At 65.2% G+C, this 16,729-nt stretch carries 10 protein-coding genes and 2 tRNA genes; 9 read left to right on the forward strand and 3 right to left on the reverse strand.

Annotation, left to right across the window (positions count from 1 at the left end; translation table 11 throughout):
* Positions 1–45: 45 nt before the first annotated feature.
* Positions 46–966, reverse strand: coding sequence for a recombination-associated protein RdgC (rdgC, locus tag ACKLLE_RS06585; protein WP_009407434.1), 921 nt, complete (start codon positions 964–966; stop codon positions 46–48).
* A gap of 159 nt (positions 967–1,125) precedes the next feature.
* Here rdgC and ACKLLE_RS06590 point away from each other — a divergent pair.
* The 3 genes from ACKLLE_RS06590 (at position 1,126) to ACKLLE_RS06600 (ending at position 3,132) form a co-directional block, all read left to right on the forward strand.
* A tRNA-Val gene (locus tag ACKLLE_RS06590) sits at positions 1,126–1,201 on the forward strand.
* 16 nt (positions 1,202–1,217) lie between these two features.
* Positions 1,218–1,294 (forward strand) — tRNA-Asp (locus tag ACKLLE_RS06595).
* Between the two features lie 146 nt (positions 1,295–1,440).
* Positions 1,441–3,132 carry an Hsp70 family protein gene (locus ACKLLE_RS06600; RefSeq protein WP_279897977.1) on the forward strand — a complete coding sequence of 564 codons (1,692 nt, stop codon included), beginning with the start codon at positions 1,441–1,443 and terminating at the stop codon, positions 3,130–3,132.
* On the opposite strand, the gene ACKLLE_RS06605 is transcribed toward ACKLLE_RS06600, so the two are convergent.
* Complete coding sequence (locus ACKLLE_RS06605) at positions 3,080–5,788, reverse strand: DUF805 domain-containing protein (protein WP_420057321.1); 2,709 nt, start codon at positions 5,786–5,788, stop codon at positions 3,080–3,082. The two genes, ACKLLE_RS06600 and ACKLLE_RS06605, sit on opposite strands and share 53 nt — an antisense overlap.
* Positions 5,785–6,480, reverse strand: coding sequence for a DUF1266 domain-containing protein (locus ACKLLE_RS06610; protein ID WP_420057322.1), 696 nt, complete (start codon positions 6,478–6,480; stop codon positions 5,785–5,787). The genes ACKLLE_RS06605 and ACKLLE_RS06610 overlap by 4 nt, the downstream gene beginning before the upstream one ends.
* A gap of 396 nt (positions 6,481–6,876) precedes the next feature.
* On the opposite strand from ACKLLE_RS06610, the gene ACKLLE_RS06615 reads away from it, so the two are divergent.
* The 6 genes from ACKLLE_RS06615 (at position 6,877) to ACKLLE_RS06640 (ending at position 16,639) form a co-directional block, all read left to right on the forward strand.
* Positions 6,877–10,629, forward strand: coding sequence for a bifunctional nitrate reductase/sulfite reductase flavoprotein subunit alpha (locus ACKLLE_RS06615; RefSeq protein ID WP_420057323.1), 3,753 nt, complete (start codon positions 6,877–6,879; stop codon positions 10,627–10,629).
* 371 nt (positions 10,630–11,000) lie between these two features.
* Positions 11,001–13,559, forward strand: a complete 2,559-nt coding sequence (gene nirB, locus ACKLLE_RS06620) for a nitrite reductase large subunit NirB (RefSeq protein ID WP_420057324.1) — start codon at positions 11,001–11,003, stop codon at positions 13,557–13,559.
* Positions 13,559–13,918, forward strand: coding sequence for a nitrite reductase small subunit NirD (gene nirD, locus ACKLLE_RS06625; RefSeq protein ID WP_064304987.1), 360 nt, complete (start codon positions 13,559–13,561; stop codon positions 13,916–13,918). The genes nirB and nirD overlap by 1 nt, the downstream gene beginning before the upstream one ends.
* Before the next feature lie 133 nt (positions 13,919–14,051).
* Entirely contained in the window at positions 14,052–14,984 is a 933-nt protein-coding gene (gene pcaQ, locus ACKLLE_RS06630; protein ID WP_009407447.1) for a pca operon transcription factor PcaQ, read from the forward strand.
* Positions 14,985–15,161: 177 nt separating this feature from the next.
* Positions 15,162–15,923 (forward strand): BamJ family beta-barrel-assembly machinery protein, encoded by a 762-nt coding sequence (locus ACKLLE_RS06635; RefSeq protein WP_009407449.1) that lies wholly within the window; start codon positions 15,162–15,164, stop codon positions 15,921–15,923.
* 275 nt (positions 15,924–16,198) lie between these two features.
* A complete protein-coding gene (locus ACKLLE_RS06640) occupies positions 16,199–16,639 on the forward strand; it encodes a YkvA family protein (protein WP_064304986.1) in 441 nt (146 codons plus the stop codon).
* Positions 16,640–16,729 lie beyond the last annotated feature (90 nt).

Raw genomic sequence — 16,729 nt, forward strand, 5'->3', positions numbered from 1 at the left:
CGCCGGGGGGCCCCGCCCCTGGACCGCAAAGCGGTCCCGGGGACCTCAGATCCCCTGCGGAATCTCTTCCCCACCCAGCGCCTCGAACAGCGCCGGGAGGAATTCGGTGAAGGTCAGCATCATCAGGGTGAAGCTGGCATCCAGCTGGCCCAGCGCTTCCTCGCCGCCGTCTTCCTCGGCCTGGTCCTGCAGCAGTTCCTCGAACTTCAGGCGCTTGATCACCGTCTTGTCGTCCAGCACGAACGACAGCTTGTCCTGCCAGGCCAGGGCCAGTTGGGTGACCTGCTTGCCGGTGCCCAGGTGCATCTGGATTTCTTCGCTGGTCAGGTCCTGGCGCTTGCAGCGCACGATGCCACCGTCTTCGTGGGTGTCGCGCAGTTCGCATTCGTCCAGCACGTGGAAGTCCGGGGCTGCCTGCTGGTTCTTCACCCAGTCGGTCATGGTCGCGCTCGGCGCGATCTTCACGGTCACCGGACGCACCGGCAGCGACCCCATCACTTCACGCAGGGTCGAGAGCAGGTCTTCGGCACGCTTGGCGCTGGCCGAGTTGACCAGGATCAGGCCGAGCTTCGGCGCGATGGCGGCGAAGATCATTGCCCGGCGAATGAAGGCCCGGGGCAGGAAGGCCTGGACGATCTCGTCCTTGATCTGGTCGCGTTCCTTTTTGTAGACCTTGCGCATCTGCTCGGCCTCGATCTCCTCGACCTTCTCCTTGACTGCGTCGCGCACGACGCTGCCTGGCAGGATGCGCTCTTCCTTGCGCGCGGCGATCAGCAGGAAGTCACCGCTGACATGCACCAGGGGAGCGTCCTCGCCTTTGCCGAACGGAGCGACGAAGCCATAGGTGGTCAACTCCTGGCTGGCGCAAGGGCGGGCGGGCTTGCTGGCCAGTGCGGTTTCCAGTGCTTCGGCATCGAACGGAATGTCCTGGGTCAGGCGGTAGCTCAGCAGGTTTTTGAACCACATGGGGCGGATCTCTCCTCTCTATATAAGGGGGGCATTATTCTCCGGCGGACGCTTCCAGGCCAAGTCCGCTAAGTCGTTGGAACGCCTGAAAATTTTTTTTCAAAAAGTGCTTTACAGACCTTGGGGTGCTCCGTAGAATGCGCGCCACACCGAGACGATGGGTGATTAGCTCAGCCGGGAGAGCATCTGCCTTACAAGCAGAGGGTCGGCGGTTCGATCCCGTCATCACCCACCACTTCTCAGTGTTACGCGCAGCGGTAGTTCAGTCGGTTAGAATACCGGCCTGTCACGCCGGGGGTCGCGGGTTCGAGTCCCGTCCGCTGCGCCATATTCAACTTCCAGGGCCCACTGAACACCCGGAAGTTACAAAGAAAGCGACCTTAGGGTCGCTTTTTTTGTTTCCGTCGTTCGTCCAGAATCAAACCAGCGCGCTGGTGTCACTTGCCAGCACCTTTTCTGAGCAAGAGATCGACCATGCAGGACGCCAGTATTTCCTCCGCCCCGTTGCTGGGCATTGACCTCGGTACCACCAACAGCCTGATCGCCGTCTGGCAGGAAGGTCGTGCCCAACTCATTCCCAACGCCCTCGGCGAGGTGCTGACCCCGTCGGCGGTCAGTGTCGACGAAGACGGCAGCATCCTGGTCGGCCGCGCCGCCCGTTCGCGCCTGACTACCCACCCCGAGCGCAGCGCCGCAGCGTTCAAGCGTTTCATGGGCAGCGACAAGCGCTTCGAGCTGGGCGGCCAGTCGTTCAGCCCGGAAGAGCTCTCGGCCCTGGTGCTGGGCGCGCTGAAACAGGACGCCGAAGCCTTCCTCGGCGTCCCGGTCAACGAGGCTGTCATCTCGGTCCCGGCCTATTTCAGCGATGAACAGCGCAAACGCACGGTTTTCGCCGCCGAGCTGGCTGGACTCAAGGTGCAGCGCCTGATCAACGAACCGACCGCCGCGGCCATGGCCTACGGCCTGCATGAGCAGAAGTTCGAGCGCACGCTGATCTTCGACCTGGGCGGCGGCACCTTTGACGTCACCGTGCTGGAGTATTCCCTGCCACTGATCGAGGTGCATGCCTCCACCGGCGACAATTTCCTCGGCGGCGAAGATTTCACTGCCGCCTTGCTGCAGGCCTGCCTGAAGGACTGGCAGCTCGATATCGCGAAGATCGAGCCCCAGGCCCTGGCCACCCTGTGCGATGCCCTTGAACAGCTCAAGTGCCGTCTGGCCCAAGGCCCGCAGTCACTGAGCTGGAAAGGCGCGGGCGAGCTGCGCGAATGGCGACTGGACGAAAGCCGTGCCCAGTCGATCTGGGAACCACTGCTGGCGCGCCTGCGTGCACCGATCGAGCAGGCCTTGCGTGATGCCCGCCTGAGCCCGCGTGACCTCGACAGCCTGGTGCTGGTTGGTGGTGCCACGCGCATGCCGGCGGTGCAGCAGATGGTTGCCACGTTATTCGGGCGCCTGCCGTACCGGCACCTCGACCCGGATACCATCGTCGCCCTCGGCGCTGCCAGCCAGGCAGCCTGCAAGGCGCGGGACGCGGCCATCGAGGAGCTGATCCTGACGGACGTGTGCCCCTATACCCTGGGCATCTCGACCACCCGTGGCGATGATGTGCGCGGCGCCTTCTCGCCGATCATCGAGCGCAATACGGTGATCCCCACCTCGAAGGTACAGCGCTTCTACAGCACCCACCCCGAGCAGAAGGTGATCCGTATCGAGGTGTACCAGGGTGAGCGTCCGTGGGTGCGCGACAACATCTTCATCGATGCCTTCGAGGTGCAGTTGCCCCAGGTCGGGCGCCAGCAGGACCTCGACGTGCGCTTCAGCTATGACATCAACGGCTTGCTGGAAGTGGACGTGACGTTGCTGGAAACCGGCGAGCGCCACAGCCACAGTATCGACCGCAGCCCCACCGGGCTCGACGAGCAGGCCCGGGCCAACAGCCGCGCGCGCCTCGCCGCATTGAAGATCCACCCCCGCGACACCTTGCCCAACCGCGCCCTCACGGCCCGTCTTGAGCGGGCCTGGATGCACAGCCTGGGCGAGGAGCGCGAGCGTATCGGCGCCTGGCTGGACGAGTTCAATGCGGTACTCGCCAGCCAGCGCGGCGAAGAGATCACCAGCCGTCGCCAGGCTCTAACACGCTTGCTGGACGAGCTCGGCGCTTAGGTTTCAACTGGCGCAGCAGCGCTTGCAGACCACCGGTCGGCGCTGCCTGTCCGTCGCCCGGCCGCCCGAAGCGGTTGGGCAGGACATCGCTGGGCAGCACCAGCAACGCCAGCATGTACAGCGGGATCAGCACCGGGAAGATCACCATGGCAATCCACAGCCACAGTGGCTGTTCGCGGTCCCGCAGGCGGCGTACCCAGGTGCCCAGCCCGGCGCCGATGAAGAACAGCGCGGCAAGCACATGCAGCTCGCTGGGCATCAAAGCAATGCTCGCCAGCAGTCCGGCGCAGAGCCCCATCATCAGGCCATAGCTGCGCCGGCCCAGGCGCCGGTCGATACGCCAGAACTGCCAGGGCGCGACAGCGGTAACCGGGGTCTTGAGCGCCATCAGGCGCTCGGCCAGCGCCAGCACCGCCGTCAGCGCCAGGCGCAGGCCGTTGCCGTTGGCCGGGTCATCCTTGCTCATCTGCAAGGTCGCCAAGGCGCGGGACGCCGGCCAGGCACTGTACACGGCGGCCATTTTCTCCAGGGCATCCAGGGCCAGGTAGAAGGCATCGCTGTCGATGCCCTGGCGCTCCAGGACCTTGCGCGCTGGCCGCTGGATCTTGCGCTTGGGCAGGTACTGGCGGAATTTCTCGCACCACGGGTCGTCGTCGGCCACGCTCTTCATCTGTTCGAGCAGGTAGCCGCGATCCTCATCGCTGAGCTCCGGGTCGAGGAACAGGGCGCCGAGGAACAGGGTCATGCTGTAGCGGTCGCCGGCGAAGGCTTCACGGTCATTGGCGAAGGTCTTGATCAGCAGCGCCGGGCGCGGCAGGTGTTCGCCGGCCATCACGCTGTCGAGCGTGCAGAGTTCATCGGCGAGCAGTGCCTGGACCGGGTTGGCGTGGTCGAGTTGGCTCAGCAGCGCTTCGACCGGCGTCCCTGACGCCAGCCATTGCCCGAGCAGATCGCGGGTTGCGGCAAACGGATGCCCGGCCGGGTAGTCGAGGTTGCGCAGCATCGACGGGCTGATCAGGCCCAGCCAGCGTTCGGGTTTTTCCAGCAGGGCGAGGATGAACAGGCCCTGTGCATGCCAGGTCCAGGCTGGCGCCATGTCGTCTTCCGGCGGCAGTTCCAGGCCACGCTTGGCCAGCCGTGCCTGGTGGTCCAGGGCGAAAGGGCGGGGATACATCTGCCGCGGGGCGAACTGCTCGAAGACCCGGTACAGCGCGCGCTGGTCGAAGGCGCGCATGTGTCGCAGCCAGTTGCGGCAAGCGAGGGGGCCGAATTCCTTGCCGAGCGGGCGCGGAAAGTCCGGATAGCGTTCCTCGCTGGCGAGATAGCCGCCCAAGGCCAGGGGCACCGGCGCCTCGGCCAGCCAGCGCAGGCGTTGTGCGGCCTGGCGGCGGAATTCCCTGAGCACCAGTTCCTCGTACAGGTCGGTGCTGACGGGTGCTTCGCTGATTTCCCGCAGCAGCCTCTCGTTACCTCGGGACAGGCCCCAGGCATAACGGTAAAGGCGTTGCAGTGCGGGTTGCGGGTGGTCGTCGAGCAGCAAGGCCAGCAGGTTTGTTTCGCACTCGTCGTCGAGGCGCCAATTGACGAACGCGGCGGCTAAACCGTCCGGTTCCGTGCGCCTGGCGATGTACCAGCGCGACAGCGTCTCCGGCGACTGGGCGAAGCTGCCGAACAGCTGGCCCTGTTCCTCCAGGCCTTGCGGCCAGGCATCGACGTCCTGCTGGCGATCGAAGGCCTGGATCAACAGTGGCACGAACTGCGGTTGCTGCCCATGGCACAGCTCGATCAGCCGGCGGGGAGCCTGTGGATGGTGGAACTGCCAATGCAGCATTGCCCAACTGCTGAGCGCCTCGGGAATCCGTTCCAGGATGGTCGCGTGCTGCGCCAGGAGGAACAGCAGATCGATATTCTCCGGATCGGCAGCCTGCTGCCCGGCGCAGCGCTCATACAGGCTCGGGCTGGGTACTTCAGCGATGGCGAACTGCACCATCAGGCGCTGGATCAGCGCATCATCCGCCGGCAACGGCAGGCAGGTATGCAGGTTGGCGAAGCTGGCGTATTCGAACAACGGACGCTGGTGGAACAGGTACTCCAGGGAGTTGAGGTACCACAGGGTTTCCTGCTGGGCGATCGCTGACCACTGGCCCATCAGGCCGGTGGGGAAGGGGTCGGGTTGCTCCAGATGATCAAGGAAGCCTTCGATCTCCCGTGCGGCCTCGAAGTCCAGGCGCAGCAGTTGCTGCGACCAGGCCAGGCGCTTGGCGAGGATGCGCACGCACTCGCGGGAAATCATTCCGCAGCTGCGCACACCTTGCAGCAGCGACCAGCTGACGTCCTCGAGGGTTTCCAGCGGCAATTGATCCAGTTGGCGGACGAAGGCCTGCCAGGCTGGCGGGTCGTAGCGCCGGGTGCTGTCTTCGAGCAAGGCGCGGAATTCGTCGAGGATGCCCGGCGCGGCTGCGGCTGCGGGCTCTTCGCGCGGCGTTTGTGGCTCCTCGCGGGCGTGGCGCAGGGCGCTTTCATAGGCTTCGCGCAGGGCCTGGAAACCTTCCGGATCGGTCTCCGGGTGATGCTCCGGCAGGCGCGCGCGGTAGGCGCCGCGAATGGTGTTCTGATCCTTGGTCGGTTCGATGCCAAGGCGGATCCAGCAGCTCATGACCAGTTACCCAAGTCGAGGGAGGCGGGTTGCTCCGGCAGGTTCAGCTCCAGGTGCCAGGGCAGGTTGACCAGCGGCGAGTCGGGGTCGTTGCTCAGGCTGGCAACGATGTGCTGGTTCCAGTGTTCGGAACCCTGGCGCTCCAGTTGTCGGCTGAATTGCTCGTCGGGCAGGTCGGAGCAGGCCCACAGGCCGCGGCCGATCACATAACCCGAGACGTAGGACGACCAGCTGCCGTAGTAATGCCGTGCCCGGGCGGCCAGGCGCCCTTGCAGCCAGAGGCTTTCATCGAAGCTGATCCATTCGTTGCGCAGCCCGCAGCGCAGCAGGAAGCCCATGCGGCCCAGGTCCCAGGATCGGGTGCCGCCGAAGCCGCAATCGAGGAAGGTGCGCGCGGCGTAATCGTGGAGGATGCGCTCGCGCAGGCTCAACTGCTCCAGCAGCGTCTGCCACTCGCCGGGCAGTGCCCGCTGATAGCGCCAGTAGGCGGTATTGAGGTCGGTAGCGTGGCCGTTGTCGGCCATGCGCATAACGATATCGAGCAACTGTTGGCGGGAGTCGACGTTCCACGACTCGCCCAGGTTGATCTTGCCTTCTTCGTCGTAATAGTACGGCGAGGTGTAGCTCGCGCCGTTGAGCGCGGCCATTGGCGCCGACAGGGCATAGAGCCAGCGCTGTTCGATCTCTTCCATGAAGCACTCCGGGGACGGGCAGGAGGCGAATTGTAACCAGGCGTTAGAGGCTACGACCATGTCTGTCGCGCTTTGGTGCGAGGCTCACCAGGACGGTGCAGGCGGACGCGGATCCTGTGGGAGCGGGTTCACCCGCGATCGCGATGGTGAATCCAGCGACGTCATCGCGGGTAAACCCGCTCCCACAGGGGCCGCGTTGTGTTTTGGAGAGGGGTTCATGCGACAGCGCTGTCGACCCCGAGCACTCTGGCGCGCCCCTTGCTTAAACCCGCCTATCAGGCAATCAACGTCGATTGCCCCATTCACGACAAAGGCGCCGTGCTGCTCCCCTGTTCATTCAGGTCGGGCGGCAGGGCGCTTTTTTGTTTTTGCGGAAAAGGCAGGGGAGGCGGGATCATGACCAGCACGACGGTGCGCAGTGTCTGTCCATATTGCGGTGTCGGATGCGGCATCGTCATGAGCGTGACCGATAACCAGGTCACCCGGGTCAGCGGAGACAAGCAGCACCCGAGCAATCTCGGCCGGTTGTGCACCAAGGGCCTGACCTGCCACCAACCGCTGCGCGAGTCCGGACGCATGCAATGGGCCTGGCTGCGCGACCAGCGCCAGCGCGACCCGGTGCGTCTTGGTATCGACCAGGCCATTGGGCAGACCGCCCGGCGCCTGCGCGCCATCATCGATACCCACGGCCCCGACGCCGTCGCGCTGTACGTCTCGGGGCAGATGTCCCTGGAAGCCCAGTACCTCGCCAACAAGCTGGTCAAGGGCTACATCCGCAGCCGCCATATCGAATCCAATTCGCGCCTGTGCATGGCCAGTGCCGGGAGTGGCTACAAGCTGTCCCTGGGCGCCGACGGACCGCCGGGCAGCTACGAGGATTTCGACCGGGCCGAGGTCTTTCTGGTGATCGGCGCCAACATGGCCGATTGTCACCCGATTCTCTTCCTGCGCCTGCTCGACCGGCTCAAGGCGGGTGCACGCCTGATCGTGGTCGATCCGCGGCGCAGTGCCACCGCCGACAAGGCCGACCTGTTCCTCCAGGTTCGTCCAGGCACCGACCTGGCGTTGCTCAACGGCCTGCTGCACCTGCTGCTGGAAAACGGCCATACCGACAATGCGTTCATCGAGCGCTACACCGAAGGCTGGGAAGAGATGCCGGCCTTTCTCGCCGACTACACACCCGCCCGTGTTGCGCAGATCACTGGCCTGACCGAGGCCGATATCCGCCAGGCGGCAGCCTTGATCGGCGGCGCGAAAGACTGGATGAGCTGCTGGACCATGGGCCTGAACCAGAGCATCCACGGCACCTGGCACAGCAACGCCGTGTGCAACCTGCACCTGGCCACCGGCGCCATCTGTCGCCCGGGGAGCGGCCCCTTCTCCCTCACCGGTCAGCCCAACGCCATGGGCGGACGGGAAATGGGCTACATGGGCCCGGGCCTGCCGGGGCAACGTTCGGCGCTGGTCGAAGCCGATCGCCGGTTCATCGAGGCGCTTTGGCGCATCCCCGCCGGCAGCCTGCGTGCCGAGGCGGGCGAAGGCACCGTCGATCTGTTCCGGCAGATGGCAGCGGGGCAGGTCAAGGCCTGCTGGATCATCTGCAGCAACCCGGTGGCCAGCGTCGCCAACCGCCAGACGGTGATCGACGGGCTACAAGCGGCGGAACTGGTCATCAGCCAGGACGCCTTCCTCGACACGGAAACCAACCGCTACGCCGATATCCTCCTGCCGGCCGCCCTGTGGGCCGAATCCGAAGGGGTGATGATCAATTCCGAGCGCAACCTGACCCTTGCCGCCAAGGCGGTCGATGCGCCGGGCGACAGCCTGGCGGACTGGCAGATCATTGCCCGGGTCGCCTGTGCCATGGGCTATGAGGAGGGTTTCAGCTACACCAGCGCCGAGCAGGTCTTCGACGAAATCCGCCAGGCCTGGAACCCGGCCACTGGCTACGACCTGCGCGGTCTGGACTACCCGAAACTGCGCGCAGGCCCGCAACAGTGGCCGTTCGAGCCGGGGCGCGCGACCTCCCGCAGCCCGCTGCGCTACCTGAATGACGGCCTGAGCCAGGCCCTGCGGGAAAACGCAGCGGGTGAGCGCCCGGCAATCAGCTTCCCCACCGCGTCGGGCAAGGCACGTTTCTTCGCTCGTCCCTGGTTGCCGCCTGCCGAATTGCCGGATGAATCCTATCCGCTGGTGCTCAATACCGGACGTGTGCAGCACCAGTGGCACACCCTTACCAAGACCGGCAAGGTTGCCAGCCTCAACAGGCTGGATCCGGGGCCCTTCGTTGAAATCCACCCGGCCGACGCAGCCGATCTCGGAATCATCGACAAGGACCAGGTACAGATTCGCTCCCGTCGTGGCCAGGCGGTACTGCCGGCGCGGATCACTACCCGGGTGATGCCGGGCAACTGCTTTGCGCCGTTTCACTGGAACGATCTGTATGGTGAGCAACTGGCAATCAATGCACTGACTTGCGATGCGGTCGATCCGCTTTCCCTGCAGCCGGCCTTCAAGCACTGCGCCGTAGCCCTGACCCGGGTCGCTGGCGAGCGGATAGACGCCCTGGAACTGCAACCCGCCGTCACCGAGCCCCCTGACGACCGCCAGCGCCATTTGGTGCTTTGGGCCTCGCAGACCGGCAACAGCCAGACCCTCGCCGAGCGTTGCGCCAGACATTTGCGGGCGGCCGGCCTGGCGGTGCAACTGGAATGCATGGATGCCGCGCGGCCGGAGCAGGTCGGTGCGGCCGCCAGCCTGCTGTTGATCGCCAGCACCTTCGGCGATGGCGAGGCGCCGGACAGCGGCGTGGCGTTCTGGCAGGTGCTGCAAGGCGAAGCCGGGGATTGGACCAGGCGGCCCTACGCGGTGCTGGCGCTGGGTGACTCCAGCTACGACCGGTTCTGTGGCTTCGGGCGCAAGCTGGACCAGCGCCTGGCCGAGCTGGGCGGCCAGCGCATGCTGGAGCGGGTGGACTGCGAGCCGGAGTTCGACGAGCCTTTCGCCGAATGGTTGGCGGCGCTGACGGCCACGCTGGCGAATGGGCAAGCACCGCTGGCGGTCGCCGAGAGCGAGACACCGGTGGTCGGCAAGTACAACCCGGTGCCTGCTCGCCTGCTGGACAACCGCCTGCTCAGCGGGCCGGGTGCCAGCAAGGAAACCCGGCAGATCGTCTTCGACCTGGGCGACTGTGGGCTGAGCTACCAGGCCGGCGATGCTCTCGGTGTGTGGCCGCGCAACTGCCCGGAACTGGTGGATGAATTCCTGCGGCGCACCGGCCTCGATGGTGACGCCGAAGTCGATTGCAAAGGCCGGATGCCGCTGGCCACCGCGCTGGCCGAACGACTGGACATCACCCGCATCACCCCGCGGATCCTGCAGAAGGTTACCGGCCTGCCCACGGACAAGGCTGCGCTCGATGACTGGCTGTGGGGGCGGCAACTGGTGGACCTGCTTGCCGAGTTTCCCCTGGCGCTTTCCCAGGACCAGTGGCTGGCGCTGCTCAAGCCCTTGCAGCCGCGCCTGTACTCGATCAGTTCCAGCCCGAGGCGGCACCCGACGCAGGTCCACCTGACGATGTCCACCGTACGCTACGGGCAGCGCAAGGGCGTGTGTTCGAGTTTCCTCGCCGACCGCGCACAGGGCCTGCACGTCGACATCTTCCCGCAACCGACGGCCAGCTTCCGTTTGCCGGATAACGACGAGGTGCCGGTGATCATGGTCGGGCCGGGCACCGGCGTCGCGCCGTTTCGTGCATTTCTCCAGGAACGCGAGGCGCGACAGGCGCACGGGCGCAACTGGCTGTTCTTTGGCGAGCAGCACCAGGCGTGCGATTTCTACTACCGGGATGAACTGCTGGCCTGGTGCGAGTCCGGCTTGCTGACCCGGCTGGACACGGCGTTCTCCCGTGACCAGGAACGGAAGATCTACGTGCAGCAGCGCATGCAGGAGCAGGGTGCGGAGTTGTGGCGCTGGTTGCAGGAGGGGGCGTTCTTCTACGTGTGCGGCGATGCTTCGCGGATGGCCAGGGATGTGGATGTGGCGTTGAAGGCGGTGGTAGCGGAGCATGGCGGGATGAGTATCGATGAGGCTGCCGCGTATGTGGCGCAGATGGGGAAGGACAAGCGGTATCTGCGAGATGTGTATTGATCTCTCGGTCCCCATCGCCGGCAACGCCGGCTCCCACAAGGTTCTGCATGCACCGCCACACTGTGGGAGCCGGCGTTGCCGGCGATGAGGCCGGGAAGGTCTGCAAAAAGACATGCTCCAAAACGGTGACTCCCGCACCAGCATGGTTCAGAAAATTCACCCGCTAAACCCTGAAATCCCCGGAAATCAGGCCCTGCCAGCACTTGGCACAGTCCCTGCTTTTACCTTTCCACAACGTCCCGGGTGGTCAACGTCGATCACCGCACCGGACCACAACGATCAAGACCAGGCAAAGGCGCCTGGAGCTTCGGCTCCAGGCGCCTTTTTTTGTGTTTTTTCCGGGGCACGCCCCGCACCGTGAGGAACCGCGCATGAACGCTTTCGCGTCCATCCAACAACGAGAAAAGCTGGTTATCGTCGGCAACGGCATGGTTGGCCATCACTGCGTCGAGCAATTGATCGAACGCGGCGCCCTGGGGCGTTTCGAGGTGCGGGTATTCGGCGAGGAGCGCCAGCGCGCCTATGACCGCGTGCACCTGTCCGAATACTTCGGCGGCAGCGACGCCGAAGCCCTGGCCCTGGGCGATGCCGGCCTGTACGCCGAACACGGTGTGGCCCTGCATCTGCACGAGGCTGTGCTGGAAGTGGACCGCGAGCGCCGCGAAGTGGTGACCAGCGCCGGCCGTTATGCCTACGACCGTCTGATCCTCGCTACCGGGTCCTATCCCTTCGTCCCGCCGATCGAGGGTTCCGAAGGCGCGGCGCGCCTGGTCTATCGCACCCTCGACGACCTCGACAACATCCGTGCCGCCGCCGCCAGCGCCCGGCGCGGGGTGGTGGTCGGTGGTGGCCTGCTTGGCCTGGAAGCGGCCAACGCCCTCAAGTCCCTCGGCCTGGAAGCCCATGTGGTGGAATTCGCCCCGCGCCTGATGCCGGTGCAACTGGACGCTGAAGGCGGAGCGGCGCTGCGTGCGCGGATCGAGGCACTTGGGGTCGGTGTGCACCTGTCCCGCGCCACCCAGGCCATCGTTGCAGGCGAGGAGTACCGCTACCGGATGAACTTCGACGGCGGCGAGTTCCTCGAAACCGACCTGATCGTGTTCTCCGCCGGTATCCGCCCCCAGGACGCCCTGGCCCGCGCCTGCGGTCTGGACGTAGCCCCCCGTGGCGGCGTGGTGATCGATGGCGAGTGCCGCAGCAGCGATCCGCAGATCTACGCCATCGGCGAATGCGCGTCGTGGAATGGCAGCGTATTCGGCCTGGTCGCCCCGGGCTACAGCATGGCGCGCAACCTGGCGGCGGCCCTGGCCGGGCAACCGTCGGTTGCCTTCGCTGGCGCCGATATGTCGACCAAGCTCAAGCTGCTGGGCGTCGATGTCGGTTCCATCGGCGATGCCCACGGCGCCACCCCGGGCTCGCGCAGCTACCGCTTCATCGACGAAGGCGGCAGCAGCTATCGCCGGCTGGTGCTGGACGCCAGCGGCAAGCGGGTGATCGGCGCAGTGCTGGTGGGTGACAACAGCTACTACGACACCCTGCTGCAATACGCCCAGAACGGCATCGCCGTACCCGCCGATCCTTCGGCACTGATCCTCCCGCAATCCTCCGGTGCCCCCGCCCTGGGCGCCGATGCCCTGCCGGACAGTGCGACCATCTGCTCCTGCCACAACGTCAGCAAGGGGGCGATCTGCGCCGCCATCGACAGCGGTTGCGCCGACCTCGCGGCGGTCAAGGGCTGCACCAAGGCGGCCAGCGGTTGCGGCGGCTGCGCGGCCTTGCTCAAGCAGGTGTTCGAGCATGAACTGACGGCGCGCGGCGTGGCCGTGGACAAGAGCCTTTGCGAACACTTCGCCTATACCCGCCAGGAGCTTTATGCGCTGGTGCGGGTGGAAGGCATCCGCGATTTCGACGAACTGCTCGCCCGCCACGGCAAGGGCCACCTGGGCTGCGACATCTGCAAACCCACGGTCGGCTCGATCCTCGCTTCGTGCTGGAACCAGCCGATCATGGACCCGGCGCTGGTGCCGCTGCAGGACACCAACGACACCTTCATGGCCAACATGCAGAAGAACGGCACCTACTCGGTGGTGCCGCGCATCCCTGGCGGCGAGATCACCCCGGACAAGCTGATCGTGATCGGCGAGGTGGCGAAGAAATACGATCTCTACACCAAGATCACCGGCGGCCAGCGTATCGACCTGTTCGGCGCGCAACTGCACGAACTGCCGCTGATCTGGGAAGAACTGATTGCTGCCGGCTTCGAGACCGGGCATGCCTATGGCAAGTCGACGCGCACGGTGAAGTCCTGCGTGGGCAGCACCTGGTGCCGCTACGGGGTGCAGGACAGCGTGAAGATGGCCCTGCACCTGGAAGACCGCTACAAGGGCCTGCGTTCGCCGCACAAACTCAAGTTCGCCGTGTCCGGCTGCACCCGTGAATGCGCCGAGGCGCAGAGCAAGGATATCGGCGTGATCGCTACCGAGAAGGGCTGGAACCTTTATGTCTGCGGTAATGGCGGCATGCGTCCGCGTCATGCCGAACTGTTCGCCACCGACCTGGATGACGCCACGCTGGTGCGGCTGATCGATCGCTTGCTGATGTTCTACATCCGTACCGCCGACAAGCTGCAGCGCACGTCGGTCTGGCGCGAGAACCTGGAGGGCGGGCTGGACTACCTCAAGCAGGTGATCCTCGACGACAGCCTGGGCCTGGCGGCCGAACTGGAAGCGCAGATGCAGCACGTGGTCGATCGTTATGAGTGCGAATGGGCAAACGCTCTCAAGGACCCGGAAAAGCTCAAGCGTTTCCGTACCTTCGTCAACGACCAGCGAGCCGACCCGGACGTGCACTTCGTCCGCGAACGCGGGCAGCGCCGGCCGATTGCCGCTGCCGAGCTGCACCTGATTCCCGTCATCGAGGAGGTGCTCTGATGAGCCAGACGAATGCTGTTGTGAACCCGCCGGTCGAATGGACGCCGGTCTGTGCCGAAACCGACCTGGTTGCACGTTCCGGGGTAGTGGTCTGGCACCAGGGCGCCCAGGTCGCGCTGTTCTATGTGCCGGGAGCCGAAACCGAGGTGCATGCACTGGACAACCACGATCCGCTCTCCGGGGCCAATGTGATCGGGCGGGGGTTGATCGGCAGCCTGAAGGGCGAGTTGGTGGTGGCGTCGCCGTTGTACAAGCAGCATTTCTGCTTGCGCGATGGGCGCTGCCTGGAGGATGAACAACAGGCTTTGCGGGTGTGGCCGGTACGGGTGAACGAGGGGCGGGTGGAAATCGCGGGCTGACATGTAACCGGGTTGCCCCACAGGTACAGCGGTGCTCTCGGGAACACTGGTGAACCTGTGGGAGCTGGCTTGCCAGCGATAGGGCCCTCAAACCCGGCACAAAAATGTCAGGACACAGATACACTCCCACCTCATGAACCTCGACACCCGCATCAAATTCCGCCACCTCCTGTGCTTTCTCGAAATCGCCCGCCAGGGCAGTTTCGCCAAGGCCGCAGATGCCGTGGCCATTACCCAGCCGGCGATTTCCAAGACCCTCAAGGAACTCGAAGACCTGCTCCAGACCCGCCTGTTCGAACGCGGCCGCCAGGGCGTCGAGCTGACCCCGGCCGGCGTGCGTTTCATGCGCTACGCAGGGCCTTGCGTGCAGGCCCTGCGCGAAGGCGTCAGCAGCCTGCGCGGCGAAGAGCACGCGCCGCCGCAGGTCAGGGTCGGCGTGTTGTCCACTGTCGAAAGCCTGCTCATGCCGGAGGTCATCCGCCGCCTGCACCAGCGCCATGCGGCCCTGGTAGTCAGCGTCGCCACCGGCCCCAGCGCCCATCTGCTGGCGCAGTTGCACGTGGGCGAACTGGACCTGGTGATCGGCCGCATGACCGACAGCCCGCAGATCCAGGGCCTGCTGTTCGAGCACCTGTACAGCGAGTCGATGTCGCTGGTGGTGCGTCCGGGCCATCCACTGCTGGCCAGCGACCCGCTGGAGCGCGCGCGCCTTGCCGACTACCCGCTGGTGCTGCCGCTGGCCGGCACCACGATCCGCAAGCATGCCGACAGCCTGTTCGTGCAATGCGCCATCGAGCAGCCGCGCCAGCGTCTGGAAACCCTGTCCCCGGCCCTGAGCCGGCGTTATGTGCAGGGTAGCGATGCGGTCTGGGTCGCGCCCCGGGATGCGGTGCGGGTCGATCTGGACCGCGGCGAGCTGCACGAGCTCGACCTGGGCGTCAGCGAACCCGGTGGTTCCGTGGGGATTTGCAGCAACGCGGCCTTGCCCGCCACGCTGCCGGCGCAATGGCTATGTGAAGTGTTGCGCGAAGTTGCAGCACAATACCGGGACGGCGACTACCCGTGAGGCCGGCTGCGACGCGCCTGCTGGCCTGGTGCCGCCCGGCTGCATGAAGAACTGTTCATGGTCCTGAACTTCCGGGGCTTTTCTCGTTCCTATTGCCGGTAGCCATTGGTCGTGGCCGCCTGATATTCTCGCGGCTTTACCCCGATTGCCCCTTTGGCGCATGAACAAGGAAATAGCATGAAACAGCATCGGTTGGCGGCTGCGGTTGCCCTGGTTAGCCTGGTCCTGGCGGGTTGCGATTCGCAGACCAGCGTCGAGCTGAAAACCCCGGCACAGAAAGCCTCCTACGGTATCGGCCTGAACATGGGCAAGAGCCTGGCCCAGGAAGGCATGGACGACCTCGATTCCAAGGCCGTTGCCCAGGGCATCGAAGATGCCATCGGCAAGAAAGAGCAACGCCTGAAGGACGACGAGCTGATCGAAGCCTTCGCCGCGCTGCAGAAGCGTGCCGAAGAGCGCCTGGCCAAGCAGGGCGAAGAGTCCGCTGCCGCAGGCAAGAAATTCCTCGAGGAAAACGGCAAGAAGCCGGGTGTGGTCACCACCGCTTCCGGCCTGCAGTACGAAGTCGTGAAGAAAGCCGACGGCGCCCAGCCCAAGCCTACCGACGTGGTTACCGTCCATTACGAAGGCAAGCTGATCGACGGCAAGGTCTTCGACAGCTCGGTCGAGCGCGGTGCGCCGATCGACCTGCCGGTCAGCGGCGTGATCCCGGGCTGGGTCGAAGGCCTGCAACTGATGCACGTGGGCGAGAAGGTCAAGCTGTTCATCCCGGCTGAACTGGCCTACGGCGCGCAGAGCCCTAGCCCGATGATCCCGGCCAACTCGGTGCTGGTCTTCGATCTGGAACTGCTGGGCATCAAGGACGCTTCCAAGCTGGAAGCTCCTGAAGCCGATGCCGCTCCTGAAGCGCCGGCTGCCGACGCTGCTCCAGCCAAGTAATCTGGCTGTCGCTGTTGTCCAACGCCCCGTAGCCTCACGGCTACGGGGCGTTGTCGTTTTTGCCGGAGGGCCGGAGTAGAGTGGTCGGGGCCGCTGTGACCGGGTTCACAAAAAGTTCCGCAAAACGATTGCGCAGTGACACAAGTGTGTAAAAAACGCCCGATCCGACCCCGGCCCTTGTCTACCGGGAGCCCCGGACCGGAAACGAAGCTCTGTTCACAAGGTTATCCACAATTAATGTGGATAACCTTCCCGCCACCGCTGATGGAGGTCCCATGAAAGCACCCTGGAATTTCACCCGCTTCCTGCCCCTCGCCGAGCGTCTGCTCAGCCGCGGACGCCTGCCGGCGCTGTTGTTCGCCGTGGCGCGCAAAGGCCCGCGGCTGGGGCAACTGAAGGAGGATGTGCGCCTGCTGCAGGCGCTGTGCGTGGCCTGGTGGCGTGGCGAGTACCGGGCGATCAGTCCGAAGGCACTGGTGACCATCGTCGCCGGCCTGCTGTATTTCGTCAGCCCGCTGGACGCGATCCCGGACTGGTTGCTGGGCGTGGGCATGCTCGACGACATCGCCGTGCTCGGCTGGGTGCTGAAGACCGTGAGCGACGAACTGGACGCCTTCCGCGCCTGGCGCCAGCGCCAGTCGCCGGAAAAGCTGCGGGTGGTCGAGCGCCTGCCGGACACGCCCGAGGCGCTGCGTCTGGAGCAAAACCACAGCTGATTACCGCAGCGTGCTGCAATTCCCCGGATGGCTGGTAATATTATTGGCATAACGATTATGCCTACAGATTACATGCGAGAAGTCCGACAA

This window comes from Pseudomonas bharatica, from assembly GCF_048586865.1.
In the GTDB taxonomy this organism is placed as follows: domain Bacteria; phylum Pseudomonadota; class Gammaproteobacteria; order Pseudomonadales; family Pseudomonadaceae; genus Aquipseudomonas; species Aquipseudomonas bharatica.

Excerpts from the sequence above, each read along its gene's own strand:
- rdgC (WP_009407434.1), bottom strand. The coding sequence starts at position 966 with ATGTGGTTCAAAAACCTGCTGAGCTACCGCCTGACCCAGGACATTCCG.
- ACKLLE_RS06600 (WP_279897977.1), top strand. The coding sequence starts at position 1,441 with ATGCAGGACGCCAGTATTTCCTCCGCCCCGTTGCTGGGCATTGACCTC.
- ACKLLE_RS06605 (WP_420057321.1), bottom strand. The coding sequence starts at position 5,788 with ATGAGCTGCTGGATCCGCCTTGGCATCGAACCGACCAAGGATCAGAAC.
- ACKLLE_RS06610 (WP_420057322.1), bottom strand. The coding sequence starts at position 6,480 with ATGGAAGAGATCGAACAGCGCTGGCTCTATGCCCTGTCGGCGCCAATG.
- ACKLLE_RS06615 (WP_420057323.1), top strand. The coding sequence starts at position 6,877 with ATGACCAGCACGACGGTGCGCAGTGTCTGTCCATATTGCGGTGTCGGA.
- nirB (WP_420057324.1), top strand. The coding sequence starts at position 11,001 with ATGAACGCTTTCGCGTCCATCCAACAACGAGAAAAGCTGGTTATCGTC.
- nirD (WP_064304987.1), top strand. The coding sequence starts at position 13,559 with ATGAGCCAGACGAATGCTGTTGTGAACCCGCCGGTCGAATGGACGCCG.
- pcaQ (WP_009407447.1), top strand. The coding sequence starts at position 14,052 with ATGAACCTCGACACCCGCATCAAATTCCGCCACCTCCTGTGCTTTCTC.
- ACKLLE_RS06635 (WP_009407449.1), top strand. The coding sequence starts at position 15,162 with ATGAAACAGCATCGGTTGGCGGCTGCGGTTGCCCTGGTTAGCCTGGTC.
- ACKLLE_RS06640 (WP_064304986.1), top strand. The coding sequence starts at position 16,199 with ATGAAAGCACCCTGGAATTTCACCCGCTTCCTGCCCCTCGCCGAGCGT.